This is a genomic window from Candidatus Contubernalis alkalaceticus, assembly GCF_022558445.1.
Lineage (GTDB): Bacteria > Bacillota > Dethiobacteria > SKNC01 > SKNC01 > Contubernalis > Contubernalis alkaliaceticus.
This window is the reverse complement of the sequence record NZ_CP054699.1, coordinates 1,690,161-1,704,804: the sequence shown is the minus strand read 5'-3', so window position 1 is coordinate 1,704,804 and position 14,644 is coordinate 1,690,161. Positions and strand designations below refer to the sequence as shown.

Below are 14,644 nucleotides of genomic sequence, written 5' to 3'. Positions count from 1 at the left end.
CATGTGGAGGAGATATAAATGTCAAATTATTCAAATAGGTATAGTTATGAATTTAAGAATGATGCCATCAAACTTGTTAAAGAAGATAAACGGTCCATTCCAAGTGTTGCAAAGGACCTTGGAATCAATCCCCAGACATTGCGAAACTGGATTAACGAACAAAGGCACCGGGAGAAGCCTGAAACTGCAAGGATTTCAGAGCTTGAAGCGGAACTTAAGGCCGAAAAACGCAGAAATGCAGAGCTTGAGGAGGCAGTAGCAATATTAAAAAAAGCGACAGCACTTTTCGTGACAAAAGACCGGAAATAACTTACGCATTTATTAGTAAGCACAGCTCCGAATTTCCGGTTGCGAATATGTGCACAGTACTTGAAGTAACCCGGAGCAGTTATTATGACTGGGAAAATAAAGAACCTAGTAAACGAGATCTTGAAAATCAGGAAATACTTGAAACTGCCCAAGAAAGCTACAATGATAGCGGCGGCATATATGGACTGGATAAATTACTTGAAGATGTTCGAGAAAAATTCCCCAAATGTGGTCGAAACAGATTGTATAGAATCCAAAAAGAGAACAACCTGTATTCAAAACGTAAGAGAAAATTTAAAGCTACCACTGACTCAAACCACCAGCTGCCGGTAGCAGAAAACCTTTTAAACCAGGACTTCACAACCGACAGACCAAATGCCGTATGGGTAACAGATATCAGTTACTTGGACACCTCAGAGGGCTGGCTGTATTTAGCCACCGTTAAAGACATACATACAAAAGATATTGTAGGCTGGGCCACCGCAGATAATATGAAAACATCACTTTGCAAAAGAGCACTGGAAAATGCAATTAACCGGTACATGCCCATAGAGGGACTGATTCATCATTCAGATCGCGGGGTCCAATATTGCAGTAAAGAATACCAGAAACTACTAAATGAACACGGCATGATATGCAGCATGAGCCGTAAAGGGAACTGTTACGATAATGCCTGTGCCGAGACCTTTTTCAGCACCATCAAATGTGAAATGCTCTACCATAATAAATATCAGACCCACGAAGAAGCCCATAAAGACATATTCTGGTACATCGAGATCTTTTATAACCGCAAAAGGAGACACCAGGCCCTGGGCTACATGACGCCAGCAGGATATAGAGAATCTTTTGCAGAGAAATTAGCTGCTTAAAAGCTCAAACTAACTCAGGCTGTCAAGGGCGAGCGCAGCGAGTTCAACGGAGGCGCAGCCGGAGACCCTTTACAGCCAAGACGATTTATCACCCTATAGAAGGGCTGCCAATGCCGCAATTTGGCATTGGAGCATGACTACAAGAAGGGGGTTTTCGAAATAATCAGCAATTGGCTGAATCTAGGAGAATAGCTAACTTAATAGTGTCCGGTTTAACGGGAAAACCTCAAAGATTATCTTCCATGGAGTCAGGATGTCCAGGAAAACTGCAAGTAAAGAAAAAGAGGCAAAAACTTAGTTTACACTAGTTTTTGCTTTTTTTATATCCACTGACTTATTAGACGCTTACAAATCTTCTTGCATATGCCATAGAGGATTTTTTATATAGAAAGAAGAAACAATGGTAAGTTAAGACAAGCTTTAAAAATGTAAGATAAATAAAAATGTTATTTATTAAAGTAAATGACTTGGGCCAACCCCCTGGTGTCTTGGCTGTATACGGACGTTTTGGCTAGTGTGAGTTAGTGGAATTACAGACCCCGAAAAAGAGATTTTCTTTAGAAAGGGGGTGTTAAAGTGAAATTAGTAAAGGAGCACTTTATAGAAAAAGGATTATTATGGCCAGTTATAATTTTTTATATATAACAATTTTTGGTCAACTACTCATACACTTAAGAATCATGTTAGGACGAACATATAGACCATACCCGTTATTATGGGCTAGTTTATTAATGCCTTTAATATTTGGAATTTTGCTTAGACTTCCTAGCTTAATAGAGAGATGGAACAGTAATCATAAATTTAATTGGTCTAAATCTATATATCAAGGTATTCCTGCATTAATATTGGTTTTTTTATCACATCCATTTTCTGTGATGCTATTTGGTAATATTATCCCCATTTATTCAGTTCAACGTCAACTTTTTATGGTTACAGAAATAAAAATTTTAGCAGCTATTTGGCTTGGAGTTGTAGTAACAGATTCAATCAAATGCTCTCAAGAGTCTTAAAAGTTATAAAGGGTGTCAAACATAAATTTCAAGAAATTGAAAATAATGATCGTGTGATAACTGCAGCCGATTCTGGCCCGGTCTTATATAGAAATAAGAAAACAATGGTAAGTTAAGACAAGCTTTTAATTCAAAGGTAGGGTTAATATGATTATTTACAGAAGCAGTACTGCACATTTTGATTTGGATGTTCGATTCAATAAGATTGTTGATAAGCTGGAGAACGAATTTATCCGAACCCTTGGCAGAAAGGTTTCTGACCCGGAGAGAAGGTCATTTTGGAGTGGTATCATTTTAGTTAAGTAACAAAACTCGTAATTCTGGAAATAATAACCCAAAAAGAAAGAGGTGTCCAGATGCGAGTATATGATAAAGAATTTAAAGAAGAAGCCATTAAGCTGTCCGGTGAAGTAGGTCCGACAGTAGCTGCTGAAAAGCTGGGAATTCCAGTCACTACTCTTTACACATGGCGAAGCAATGCAAATCGTTATGGAAATATGGCTATTGTCGGCAGTGGTCATAAGCGTGTAGATCCAAAAACCGCTGAAATCAGAGCATTAGAAAAACAACTCAAGGAACTTGAAGCAACCAATGATATTTTGAAAAGAGCCCTGGCTTTTTTCGCAATGAGCCAAAAGAAGTAGCTGCACGAGAACTGTTTAAGTGGATATGCCTGGAAAAAACCCAAGGAAAATCTAAGCACAGCATAAAGACCATGTGCGAGGTATTAGGGGTTAGTGAAAACGGATTTTATAAGTGGTTAAAAAGACAGTCCAGGCCCTACAAATATGATGCTCTTTTGGCAAAGATTCTTCAAATTCGTGCAGACAACCCGGACTATGGAGCGTATAGGATATATCTGCATTTACAACTTTTTCAGGACTATAAGGGCAGTTATTATCTAATCCTCGCGCTCTGTAAAAAACACCATCTAATGCTGAAGAAAAAACGTCACAGCAAGGGGATAACCAAGGCTGATCTTGCTGCACAAGCTAGTGAAAACCTGATCCAGCAAGACTTTACAGCTGAATCACCTAATGAAAAATGGCTGAGTGACATTACAGAAATTCCAACGGCTGACGGTAAGCTTTATGTAGCCGCCGTAATGGACTGTTTTGATGGAAGCATTGTCGGACTAAAAATGGCTAATCACATGCGCGCTGAGCTTTGCGTCGAAGCTTTTACAGCCGGTGTCAAAAAACATCAGGCATATGGTATGATTTTCCATTCAGACAGGGGGAGTCAATACACTAGCACACTTTTCCGTCAAACCCTTGCCCGATATGGAGCAATACAAAGCATGAGCAACACAGGTAAATGCTTTGACAACGCACGGATGGAGTCTTTTTTTGCCACACTGAAAAAAGAAAGCATCTACAAATTTAAAACTGAAACCATGAAAATGGAAACCGTCAAAAGCATCATATTTAGATTTATTGAAATCTACTACAACCGAAAAAGAATTTACACTACAAATGGAGGCTACCCACCCTTGGTCAAGCGTTCGCTCTATTATCAGGAAAACTTATCCCAGGCAGGGTAAACAGTATTCAGGGGCTCTGCCCCCGAACCCCCGGAGTTTTTTCGCTTTGGTTCTCCCAGGGATAGAAAAGAAGACAACCAGGGTTTATTAAACGATTCCCCTGGCTATCCCTGGCAGAACTCTACAGGCCGCTCGTGTTGCTCTCCAGCAGAGCACTATTCTGCCTGTAGATAAGAGCCGTAAATAGTATTTCCAAAAGGAATCCATTTATTAACGAATCCAAAAATTACGAGTTTTGGGGCTAACCCAAATTTGACAACTCCATTTCAGAATTCATTAAGTAAAATGAATGAAGTACTCATCAACGAAGAGCTGAACAGTGTTAATTGCGGTGTATTAATAGAATATCATCTGCCTCAGTCATCGATGCGCCTGGATTTTATGATCACCGGTAAGGATAAGTTTTTGAATCCCAATGCGGTAATTGTAGAACTGAAGCAATGGGAAAGCGTTAAGGAGTCCAATACAGACAGACAAGTCTATACCTATACAGGGGGCGCTTTGAGAGAAGTAAACCATCCAGCCGTTCAGGTAACCAATTACAAGCAGTTTTTCATACTGATGGTGAAGATGCCCTGAGATTATACTCATGCTCATATCTCCATAACTATAAGAAGAATGAGCAGGATAAGCTTTTTGATGATAAATTCAGCTTATATATTGATCAGAGTCCTGTATATACAAAAGCAGATACGAAAAGAATTGGTCATTTTATTAAAAACCATGTGGAAAAAGGAGACGGGCTTGAACTCGTTGACTATATTGCATCTTCAATCCCCCAACCCAGCAAAAAACTGATTAATCACATAAATAACATTATCGATGCAAAGTCAGAGTTTATATTAATGGATCAGCAGCTTGTGGTCTTTGACAGAGTCATGCAGATTGTCAGAGATCATCAGCTTGATGGTACAAACGGAAGATATGTAGTAATGATTAAAGGTGGTCCTGGGACAGGTAAATCTGTTGTGGGATTGAACCTCCTTAGTAAAATATTGAGAGAAGAAAAACAATGTGTCTATTTAGCTCCCAATGCGGCATTTAAAAATTGTATGGCAAACAAAATAGACCGCGAAAGAGCCGGTCGACTTTTCAAACACCCCTATTTCTATAACCGCGAATTAACTGAAAGCCAGAAATCATTTCAGGTGGCCATCGTAGATGAGGCTCATCGCATCAGCTCAACACCGCCGCCAATGCAAAAGAAGTTAGAGAAAAGCCTGGTGGAATGCATTATTGAAAAGACCTATCTGACGATCTTTTTTACCGACGATAATCAAATGATCCGTCCCAAGGATATTGGCTCATATAGCCACGTAAAAGAAACCGCCCAAAAGCTAGGCTGCCAGATTTACGAATATGAACTGGATGCCCAATTCAGGTGTACCGGTTCAGAGGGGTATTTAAACTGGCTTGATGATGTTTTGGGTATCCGCTCTACCGCTAATGCCAGCGGCTGGGAAAACCTTGACGACTTAGAGTTTTATATAGTTGATGACCCAAATGTAATGAAAGAACATCTCATTCAACTGCAGGCACAAGGTTTTGACTCCAGGTTACTGGCCGGATACGCATGGCCTTGGAGTAAGACATTACAACAGAACGGCCAGTTAATGAATGATGTCAAAATATACGACGGAGATACCCTGACTTTTGAGATGCCATGGAACCCACAGGATTCCTATAAAGAAACAAAAAGAGCGCGCGGAATACCTACCAGTGGATCTGACTGGGCAGTTAACCCGGAAGGTGTGAACCAAATCGGTTGCATACACACTTGTCAGGGTTTAGAATTTGATTACGTAGGCGTCATCATCGGTGAAGAGTTCAGATATAACCCAAAAACAGAAACCTGGGAAGCAGATGTGAAAAAGTGCCATGATAAAAAAATCGGTAGTAACAGCCAGACACAGTTCCTCAGGTTAGCACAAAACACCTATAAGACATTACTGTCAAGAGGCATGAAAGGCGTCTTCGTATACGCAGTAGATAAAAACACTAGAGAGTACTTAAAACGAAGACTTAAAGTAGTAAAAGACATTGATAAAGCAAGGTTCTATCATAAGAAATTAACCTCTATTCGAGAGTTGTTTGTAGGTGAAAGAATACAAATAGTAGCGGAAGAAGCGCCCGGTTATTATTCCACCGACCTGGTAATCCCCCTACACCAATATAGCCTTAAACCGATAAGCCATGGTTATTATTTCTGCGACATCACTGACGAACAGCTTTTTTTTGAGAACATCACACAAATACTTGAAAATGATGAAAAGGAACCAGATGATTTTATAAAAAACATGCTCAAAGAAACACCGCAAATCCGCAACTATGCCAAAGCACCCAGCGGCTTGATTGTTGATATCGATATTCTTAAGTTTGAGCCGATTGTCATTGTGAAAAGAATTGTTGAGGGTAAAGAGGTCACTTCAATGGTATTTAGAACAGAAGTTCTAAATTAAATGTACTTATTTTATGTAGGTTATTTTGAAGATAATAAAGAAATTATTAATCATACCGAAGTAACAGGAGGCCACCGTTGGAAAAACATTTAAACATAGACGAATTAAATAAACTTATAAAAACATTCTGTGAAGACAGAGATTGGGACCAATATCATAATGCCAAAGATTTATCTATTGGTATCGTTACGGAAGCTTCAGAATTATTACAGTTATTTAGATTTAAGTCAAATTTAGAAGTTGATAATATGCTAACTGACGAAACTATAAGAACTGAAATAGGAGAGGAGCTAGCAGACATCCTTTTTTTTATATTACGCTTCGCTCAAAAATATAACTTTGATTTGTCATATGAATTGAACCGTAAGGTGGAAATAAATGAAAAGCGATATCCAATAAGCGAATACAAGGGTTCTAACAAGAAGAACACAAATGATAAGTAGAAATGAGCTTTCATTATTGACTACTTGCACTAAAAGTCAAATAAATGCAAACGTTTGTTCCATTTCGCCGAGATAATTTAGGTAGTGAGTTATTACTTTTATGTTAAGGATTGTGATTAGCAATGGTAAAATATAACTCTGAAAATATTTCTTCAAAAGTAAATTGGACAGGAAAAATTATATCTATTCAACCAAGAACAAGAGTTTGGAGATATCTCACAGATAATAGAACACATTATCATTTAGGATACAACTTATTTATCGAAGGGCAAAGTAGTGACTACAAAAAGCAGTTTACAGTCGCAATTTCTGAAAAACAGCAGTTAAAAGGATTGTTTCGGATAGGTGATTTGCTCGAAGGCACAGCATGGACAAAAAAATATAATGAAAAAGAATTTGCAGATTATTATAGGGCAGGTTCATTAAAACTTTTGGATAGAGTAAATGAAACTATTGAAGTACTATCACCACCATGGATAATGGTGCCCCCAACCATGCAAATCTATGAGGAAAGAGGAGCTAGATTATTAAGTAAAAGTTTGTGGAAAACAAAATGCTTTAAATGCATTTGGGCAAATATGGCCAATGTTGAAATTCAATGGGATTTTGATAGAAATATTAAGAAATACCGGTTTGAATCTTTTTGTTATGGTCCAAAATCATGTAAAAATTATAAAATGGGTAGACCCCGGACAGTTCCATATAAGAATAGGGGTTCGGCTCTTGATGATGGATACTTAGATGAGCTTTGTACTGAAGGTAGAGATGAAAACGATTAAAATTACTGCTCGGCAATTTTTATACCAGATGATAAATAATTCACCGATGGTACTGCCCCCAGGACAGCACCAATCCCTGCGTATGAGCAGGGTACAATTCTCTCATATAGATTCTGTAGTAATCTTTTTTGAGAATCCGTTTGCTCAGTATGATTACCACTGTATTTCTTCTTCCAGTAATTATTTTTCAGATATGAATTCAAACCATTTTCCTTCCCTACCTTGGTGTTTCGCTGAACCCCTTCCACATCACCAATTACTAACTTCTTTATTTGGTTCGCTTCAGCCCACTTGACAAACTGAAAGCTGGTTTTATGTTATTGATGTAATAACAATCGTGTAAAGATATTTGCCAATAAATTATGATATTCGAGGAGTGGGTAATGGCAACACACTGTTTCCCAAGGGAGGTAAAGACAGAAATGAATATGAAGAACGAACGGAAGCCGTTCAGTACAATGGATCCCGGACCTTTCTACCACGGCACAAAAGCCGACCTGAAGGCGGGGGACATGCTGGAACCTGGCTATAGCTCTAACTATGGCGAGAGAAAGAAGGCTAACTACGTCTATCTGACTGCGACATTGGATGCGGCTACGTGGGGAGCTGAACTGGCAGCGGGCGACGGGCCGGGTCGAATCTATTGTGTAGAGCCCACAGGTCCCATTGAGGATGATCCCAATCTGACGGACAAGAAGTTTCCGGGGAATCCAACGAGATCCTACCGAAACCAACACCCACTACGAGTAATGAGCGAGGTTTTGGACTGGGAGGGGCACTCTCCGGAGAAGCTCAAAAGCATGCGAGATCACCTTGACAAGCTTAAGCGGCTAGGCATCGAGGCAATCAACGATTGACTGCGTCTTAACTGAGAGTTTTTTATTGAAAAATAAATATCAGAGTGGGGAGTGGTGTATAATAATGTTAATAATATACACCATCACACAGGAGGTGATTTGATGATTCGCAAACAGATTTATTTAGAAGAAGCTTTGGTTGAACAAATTAAAAAAATTGCTGACAAAAATAATATCTCTCAATCTGAACTTATCCGTCAGTCCATCAAGCATTTCATTAATGAAGAACAAATAAAGGGTGAAGATGAAGACCCTTTACTGAAATTGATTGGACTATTTAGTTCAGATGTTACCGACGGATCAACTAATCATGATCATTATATATATGGAGCTAAAAAACATGAAAAATGAAGTATTTGTAGATACCGGGGGATGGTTGGCCTGTATGAACAAAAAGGATGAGCATCACAGTGCAGCGAAGGAATATCTTATGAAACTTAAAAAAGATGGTATTCCATTAAATACGTCTAATTATGTTATGTCTGAAACTCTAACCTGGTTAAATTATAATAATTTTCACGATACTGCAGTTAAGGGAATGAACCTCTGGAAAGAAGCGGAACAAATGAATATGTTATCAATTCAATGGGTAGATAGGACTATCGTGGAAGAAGCCTGGGAAATATTTAAAATTTTTTCCGACCATAAATTATCTTTCACTGACTGTACTTCTTTTGCCATTTGCAAAAAAGCTAAAATTAAGAAGGTCTTCGGTTTTGATAAACATTTTAATGTTCTGGGATTTTTACTGAGCCCCTATCAAGTTCATGAAAATAATGCCGAATATGATGTTCTGCAGCCAATCATGTAAAAACCAAAAGAGGAGCTGCTGAATTCATTGGGTAATAAATTCATGCAGGGAAATATAACTAGAGATTGAATACATGAAAGGAGATACTGAAAATGTCTTTCAGCGATGGAAAAAAACAAGTCAAACCCGGAACAAAATCAGGTGATCTTGACGAACGTCTGCAGGCTCTCCTGCAAAACCTGATGAGAAAAAAACATATAAAGCACGCTATTGCTGCTGTTGAAAGCGGAGACCGCTCCTTCCGGTGGATTGGATTCGAAGGGGAAGCCAATCCGGATGGTACCCCCATGAAAGCTGACACCCCGTTCTGGATTGCCAGCGTAACAAAACTGTATATTGCAGCCACAATCTTTAAACTCCATGAACAAAAACGCATTTCTATTAATAATCCCATGTCAGATTACCTGCCGGGGGATTTGATTGAAGGTCTGCACAGAATAAACGATGTAGATTACACTGACAAGATCACCCTTCAACACCTGCTGGGTCATTCCTCCGGCCTGCCTGATTATATAGAAATCCATCCCAAAGGAGAAAAAAGCCTGTTTGATAGGATCCTGGAGGAGGGAGACCGGACCTGGACCATTGAAGAAATCGTTGAAGTTGTCCGGAGGGTAAACACTCCGCTGTTTGCTCCACAGCCTCTAGATGCAGAGAAAAAAAAGATTCGCTACTCCGATACCAATTTCCAACTGCTGATTGCCATCATCGAAACAGTAACCGGTAAGCCGATTCATGCCGTGTTTGAGGAATTGCTTTATAAACCTCTGGGGCTGGAAGAGACTTTCCATCCCGGTACCTCACCGGAAAAACCACTGAAGCCGGCTGCCACAGTTTATTATCAAGACAAGCCTCTGAACATTCCTGAAGCTATGAGATCCTTTGGAGATTTAAACAGCACAGTGAACGATCTGTTTACATTTATGCGGGCACTGGTGAGTGGTGGAGTTTTTGATGACCCGGACACAATAAACCTCATGAGAGAGGGGTGGAATCAATTTGGCTTCTCCATAAGTCCCATTGGTCCTGGCTGGCCCATAGAGTACAGCCTTGGCATCATGCGATTTCGCATCCCGCGTATTATTTCTCCATTCCGCCCTGTACCGGAGATAATTGGACACACGGGAGCTTCCGGTTCATGGCTTTTTTACTGCCCGCCGCTGGATATCTATCTGGCCGGTGATGTCAGCCAGATTACTGCCGGACCCGTGCCATTTCAGTTCGCACCAAAATTGCTGGGTTTGCTGAATACTCATTTCACCTAACAGCAGTATTTAGAAGCTTTACAGACATTACTTTCACCGGAAAAAGTATTTGAAGACAAGGATGTTTGGCTCACTTTGGCATCATTGAGTGATAACCAGCGTCAGGTTGTCATACTGCGTTATCTGGCTGATCTATCCTTGCGTGAGATTGCGGAGGAACTGGAAGTCCCTTTAAGTACTGTGAAATCCCGATTATACCGGGCCCTGGCCCAGCTGCGAGAAAATTGGGAAAGGAGTGGGGATGCGTTATGAGAAACATAGAATTTGATAGGGATATGGATATGAAATTCAAAGAAGTTTTAAATGACTGGGCTGCCGGGGGTAGATTATCCCAGGAGCATTCAAACATGCTCAAGGAAAATGTAAAAAAAATGTCCAGAATGGAAAGAAATAAAAAGAAACCTCTGCTGGCTTGGATAAGCACCACTGCTGCAGCCGCTGTATTGTTGTTCGCCGTTCTGGTTATGAATGTTCCCGAAGTACGAACCTGGGCCGCTGAAAATATACCCATAATTAACAGATATATTGGGGAATGGACTGAAATAGAGAAGGGTTGGGAATGGGCTGAGGAACACGATATGTTTCAGGAAGTACTGGTGAGCACAACGGCTAGGGGTTATACTGTTAATATCCATAAAGTGCTGGCTGACCCCATTCAAACTACTGTTTTTTATTCACTGGAGGGCAGTTCCCCAAAGCCTGTTTACTTTGACGAGATTTTGTTCAACGGCAGTAAGTTTGTTACCGGCATGGGCGCCCGGGGAGATGTTATAGACGGTGTTTACGTTGGCAGCATGGAATTTGACCCTCTTCCGGAATATAATGGTATATTGACCTTCATAATAGAAAGTATCGGAGATATAAAAGGAAACTGGCAGGTATCGTTCTCCGTTACCAGGGAACCATTAAGCCAGCTTACCAGGAGTGTTTTAATCAATAAAGAGTTTGAAGTCCCCGCAGGCTTGATTACTGTGGAAGAATTACGGCTTGCTCCTACCCAAACAGAGCTAGTAATAAAATATCACGGAGACTTTCATGGACCTGACCTGTCATCCAGGTTTGTAACCCTTTCACTGGACGGAAATGAGGTAGGGTCTAGAGGAGGTGGGGGACAGGGAACTCTGCAGGAGGATGGAACCTGGAAAGAGCAGTATCAGGTGCATTTTCAACCCCTGGAAGGGCTGTCCCAAGACTCTGTAGTGACCATCGGGCTGTCTGGCTTATTGTTTCATGAAGGAGAAACAATTTTGCCATTTAAAGGTGACAGGTCCTCACAATCTCCGGATGGGCGCAGGGTTAAGATAGTAGAATTTGATACAAATAATGAAAAGGGAAAGGCGGTTATCAGTGTTGAGGTAGATGAAAAGAACCCGGATCCATTTTTAATAAGTTACTGGCAGGTCATAGACGATGAAGGCAGTATACATATGACGGAATTTCCAGAGGTTACGGGCCAATCAGAATCCACAGCCAGATTCGTTTTTCCCGGAGAAGAACCGAAGGAAATACAGGAAAGAAGCTGGAAAATCCAATGGAAGCTTCCTGCGGACCGCACAGCTGTAGCTCTGATTAATATGGGATACTGGGCTTATGATGATATCGGTACCGTAACTGTGGAAATACCGCTGGATATGCTTAATTAAATTTGCAGATGGAGTTATTAAAAAAGAAAGGCGGCGTACAGGGATGTTTCATATCAAAGAAGGCGTCCTGCAGATTGAAGACAGCAATATGCATTACGTTTCCCTGGGGAAAGGGAACAAGCCTCTAATAATCATCCCCGGTCTTTCCGACGGCCTCAAGACGGTTAAGGGTACGGGGATGCTAATGTGGCTTATGTATCGCGGCTTTGCCAAGGAATACCGGGTTTGGATTTTTAGCCGTAAAAATCAACTTAAGCCCGGGATGACTACCAGAGAGATGGCTCAGGACCAGGCAGCCGCCATGGATATATTAAATTTAAACAATGCTGTGGTTATGGGCGTATCCCAGGGAGGGATGATTTCTCAATGGCTTGCCATTGATTCCCCAGAAAAAGTCAAAAAACTAGTGCTTGTGGTTACACTTTCCCGTCAAAACCAGACCATACAAAAAGTTGTGGTAAACTGGATAGACATGGCAGAAAATGAACGCTATGGGGACCTGGCGGTGGATACCATGGAAAAAGCCTACATCGAAAAAGCTCTGAGGAAGTGGCGGCCGTTTTACTGGCTGATAAGAAGAACAGGAAAACCAGTTTCGAAGGAGCGTTATCTGATTCAGGCTAACTCATGTATCACCCACAACGCCTATCCGGAACTGAGTAAAATAAAATGCCCCACCCTGATAGCTGGAGGAGGGGAAGACAAAATTGTTGGAGGGGCTGAAGTACAACAGGAAATGGCTGAACATATACCAGACAACCAGCTGTTAATATATCCCGACCTGGGGCATGATGCGTATACAGCAAAAAACTTTATTACAAAAGTGCTGGATTTTTTAAGGTAAATGCTCATTTAGATGAAGCCTCGGTGAACCTCCCCAGTTTTATTTGTCAACAAACACCTTTAATATCGTTTTTGAAAATATAAAAAACCTTTCTTATATATGTTGTTTTACAAAGAGGGCCGGAGTGACAGGAACACTATTAGATAAGCTTATAGATTACCGTGGCATAGAGGCTGCCAAAAGTACCTGACATTTTGATGTCAATAACTTCAATCTTATCTTCGTTTTGTTTTAAAAAATCATTAATTTTATTCTCCAACTCTTTGACCGTAAAAAATGAACCAAATATTTTTACCCGCATTTTACAAACATCCTTTCTAAAAGAATTATAACTTCTTATTCTCGTTTTTTTGATGCATTACAGCATGTTCTTCTTTCGTTCTTTTGGTCCTCAAGCTGGTAAGGGTTACTCCGGTGATGATAATAAATCCCCCCAGAATCTGCAGATATCCCAGCTGTTCACCCAAAACGACGCCTGCAGTCAGCACAGTTACCAGAGGTATTCCATTAATGAAAACAGCGGCATGAGAAGTTTTAATTTTTGATAATGCATAATTATAGGCCAGGAAAGCGGCAACAGTAGATAGAATAATCAAAAACCCCAGTGCTGCCACGGCTGCCGGTTCTATGAGCAGCCAATCCATGGCATTATACTGCAGCAAAAACAGCGGAAGAAAAAATAAACCACCGTAAAAAAACTGGTATGCAGTAATGTTCATAACCGAAATTTTCGTAGTTAAGCGTCGAGCCAGGACCATGTATACGGCAGCAGAAATAACCGCCAGAAATACCAGGAAATTACCCTTCACAGAACTAACCGCATATTGGGGATTGTCATCGAAAAAAGCCAGCAGCACTACCCCGGCCACAGACAACAATATGCCTGTCCATTCCCGCTGGTTTAATCTTTCCTTAAGAAAGAGGCTGGCCATTAGAGAAGCGGCCGCGGGAACTCCTGCAATTATCATGGAAGCGCTGGACGCAGAGGTGAGCTGTAAGCCCAGGGTTTCAAAGGTGAAGTAAAGTCCTGGCTGGAACCAGGCTTCATCTTCTTCATCATTTTTGCTAAAACCCACCCTATGATCCCTACAAATAGAATCACCAGCAGGGGAAATAAGACCGATAGTACTGCCATTACCGTGGAAATAACCGTTTCCACAAAGGAAACTCCTAGATTAGCGCTTCCTCCAGTCATTGTTGTAGAACCGGTATGAACCACATTACTGGTAACCTTTCCAGCCAGTGAAAAGCCCCCACCGGCAATAACTGCCAGTGTCCAGGTAAGAAGGGGGCTCATTCCTGTAACCACAGAAGCGGTAATAATAATGCCGGCAATTACAGATACAGGTGAGCTTATTAGACTCAAAATATTGTCCAGGTACGGGATAAAATATGCCAGAACTTCTATAACGGTTGCCACTAAAAATATTACAAGGGCAGGGTAAGAACCAATCCATTGGAAACCGTGGGAAAACTCCAGATGTCCAGACAGTGAAGCAATGCTCATAATTAATAAAGGTACAAAAACTCTGAAACCCGAAGTCGCGCTGAGTCCAATTCCAATAAGTAGGCTGAGGATTATTTCCATATTTTTTATCTCCTCATTTCACTGGATTATTTAAAGCTATTTCTCACATTTTGTTAAATTAATATTCTATTCAATATCAATTTTCACCTTTAAATTTGGAAGTAATGAAGAATAATTTAAAACGCATGAACCTTGTTTTATTTGACAACATTTTTTAAAACTGCAACCTGGAACAATATTTTGCTAAACTTTTTAAATAATTTGTCGATGAAGTAAGTACCTGT

At 40.4% G+C, this 14,644-nt stretch carries 19 protein-coding genes and 1 pseudogene; 16 read left to right on the top strand and 4 right to left on the bottom strand.

All coding sequences use genetic code 11. The features are described 5' to 3' along the window. Positions 1–18 precede the first annotated feature (18 nt). From HUE98_RS08455 to HUE98_RS08415, 9 genes are all read left to right on the top strand, one after another. Positions 19–1,178 (top strand): IS3 family transposase gene (locus HUE98_RS08455; RefSeq protein ID WP_241422524.1). Its coding sequence is split into 2 segments (ribosomal slippage): positions 19–277 and positions 277–1,178, totalling 1,161 coding nucleotides; the frame shifts between segments, so codons are not numbered across the junction. Between the two features lie 617 nt (positions 1,179–1,795). Further along, positions 1,796–2,188, top strand: coding sequence for a hypothetical protein (locus HUE98_RS08450; RefSeq protein ID WP_241423392.1), 393 nt, complete (start codon positions 1,796–1,798; stop codon positions 2,186–2,188). A 147-nt stretch (positions 2,189–2,335) separates the two neighbouring features. Beyond that, complete coding sequence (locus HUE98_RS08445; protein WP_241423391.1) at positions 2,336–2,494, top strand: hypothetical protein; 159 nt, start codon at positions 2,336–2,338, stop codon at positions 2,492–2,494. Between the two features lie 50 nt (positions 2,495–2,544). Beyond that, positions 2,545–2,832, top strand: coding sequence for a transposase (locus tag HUE98_RS08440; protein WP_241420515.1), 288 nt, complete (start codon positions 2,545–2,547; stop codon positions 2,830–2,832). Positions 2,833–2,843: 11 nt separating this feature from the next. Then, on the top strand, positions 2,844–3,731 hold the full coding sequence (locus HUE98_RS08435; protein ID WP_407080303.1) for an IS3 family transposase: 888 nt from the start codon (positions 2,844–2,846) through the stop codon (positions 3,729–3,731). Between the two features lie 252 nt (positions 3,732–3,983). Next, entirely contained in the window at positions 3,984–4,310 is a 327-nt protein-coding gene (locus tag HUE98_RS08430) for a hypothetical protein (RefSeq protein ID WP_241423390.1), read from the top strand. Positions 4,311–4,576: 266 nt separating this feature from the next. Continuing rightward, positions 4,577–6,190: a DUF2075 domain-containing protein gene (locus HUE98_RS08425; protein ID WP_241423389.1), complete on the top strand. Its 1,614-nt coding sequence runs from the start codon at positions 4,577–4,579 to the stop codon at positions 6,188–6,190. 77 nt (positions 6,191–6,267) lie between these two features. After that, the gene (locus HUE98_RS08420) at positions 6,268–6,633 is read left to right on the top strand and encodes a nucleotide pyrophosphohydrolase (protein ID WP_241423388.1); all 366 of its coding nucleotides are present in this window, start codon (positions 6,268–6,270) and stop codon (positions 6,631–6,633) included. 122 nt (positions 6,634–6,755) lie between these two features. Continuing rightward, positions 6,756–7,412, top strand: a complete 657-nt coding sequence (locus HUE98_RS08415; protein ID WP_241423387.1) for a hypothetical protein — start codon at positions 6,756–6,758, stop codon at positions 7,410–7,412. Between the two features lie 2 nt (positions 7,413–7,414). On the opposite strand, the gene HUE98_RS08410 is transcribed toward HUE98_RS08415, so the two are convergent. Beyond that, complete coding sequence (locus HUE98_RS08410; RefSeq protein ID WP_241423386.1) at positions 7,415–7,615, bottom strand: hypothetical protein; 201 nt, start codon at positions 7,613–7,615, stop codon at positions 7,415–7,417. Positions 7,616–7,834: 219 nt separating this feature from the next. On the opposite strand from HUE98_RS08410, the gene arr reads away from it, so the two are divergent. The 7 genes and pseudogenes from arr (at position 7,835) to HUE98_RS08375 (ending at position 12,832) form a co-directional block, all read left to right on the top strand. Next, positions 7,835–8,269, top strand: coding sequence for an NAD(+)--rifampin ADP-ribosyltransferase (gene arr, locus HUE98_RS08405; protein ID WP_241423385.1), 435 nt, complete (start codon positions 7,835–7,837; stop codon positions 8,267–8,269). A 102-nt stretch (positions 8,270–8,371) separates the two neighbouring features. Beyond that, positions 8,372–8,620 (top strand): ribbon-helix-helix domain-containing protein, encoded by a 249-nt coding sequence (locus tag HUE98_RS08400; protein ID WP_241423384.1) that lies wholly within the window; start codon positions 8,372–8,374, stop codon positions 8,618–8,620. Continuing rightward, positions 8,610–9,080: a type II toxin-antitoxin system VapC family toxin gene (locus HUE98_RS08395; RefSeq protein WP_241423383.1), complete on the top strand. Its 471-nt coding sequence runs from the start codon at positions 8,610–8,612 to the stop codon at positions 9,078–9,080. Before HUE98_RS08400 ends, HUE98_RS08395 begins: the two co-directional genes overlap by 11 nt. Before the next feature lie 92 nt (positions 9,081–9,172). After that, on the top strand, positions 9,173–10,345 hold the full coding sequence (locus tag HUE98_RS08390; protein WP_241423382.1) for a serine hydrolase domain-containing protein: 1,173 nt from the start codon (positions 9,173–9,175) through the stop codon (positions 10,343–10,345). Between the two features lie 54 nt (positions 10,346–10,399). Next, a pseudogene (locus tag HUE98_RS08385) lies at positions 10,400–10,597 on the top strand (sigma-70 family RNA polymerase sigma factor); the annotation flags it as partial. Beyond that, positions 10,594–11,988 carry a DUF4179 domain-containing protein gene (locus HUE98_RS08380; protein ID WP_241423380.1) on the top strand — a complete coding sequence of 465 codons (1,395 nt, stop codon included), beginning with the start codon at positions 10,594–10,596 and terminating at the stop codon, positions 11,986–11,988. The pseudogene HUE98_RS08385 and the gene HUE98_RS08380, both read left to right, overlap by 4 nt. Before the next feature lie 43 nt (positions 11,989–12,031). Continuing rightward, entirely contained in the window at positions 12,032–12,832 is an 801-nt protein-coding gene (locus HUE98_RS08375; RefSeq protein ID WP_241423379.1) for an alpha/beta fold hydrolase, read from the top strand. A gap of 139 nt (positions 12,833–12,971) precedes the next feature. On the opposite strand, the gene HUE98_RS08370 is transcribed toward HUE98_RS08375, so the two are convergent. From HUE98_RS08370 to HUE98_RS08360, 3 genes are read right to left on the bottom strand one after another with little or no spacing between them, the layout of a single operon-like run. Next, entirely contained in the window at positions 12,972–13,133 is a 162-nt protein-coding gene (locus HUE98_RS08370; protein WP_241423378.1) for a hypothetical protein, read from the bottom strand. A gap of 25 nt (positions 13,134–13,158) precedes the next feature. Next, positions 13,159–13,908 (bottom strand): DMT family transporter, encoded by a 750-nt coding sequence (locus HUE98_RS08365; protein ID WP_241423377.1) that lies wholly within the window; start codon positions 13,906–13,908, stop codon positions 13,159–13,161. Then, entirely contained in the window at positions 13,797–14,420 is a 624-nt protein-coding gene (locus HUE98_RS08360; protein ID WP_241423376.1) for a DUF4126 domain-containing protein, read from the bottom strand. Before HUE98_RS08360 ends, HUE98_RS08365 begins: the two co-directional genes overlap by 112 nt. Positions 14,421–14,644 lie beyond the last annotated feature (224 nt).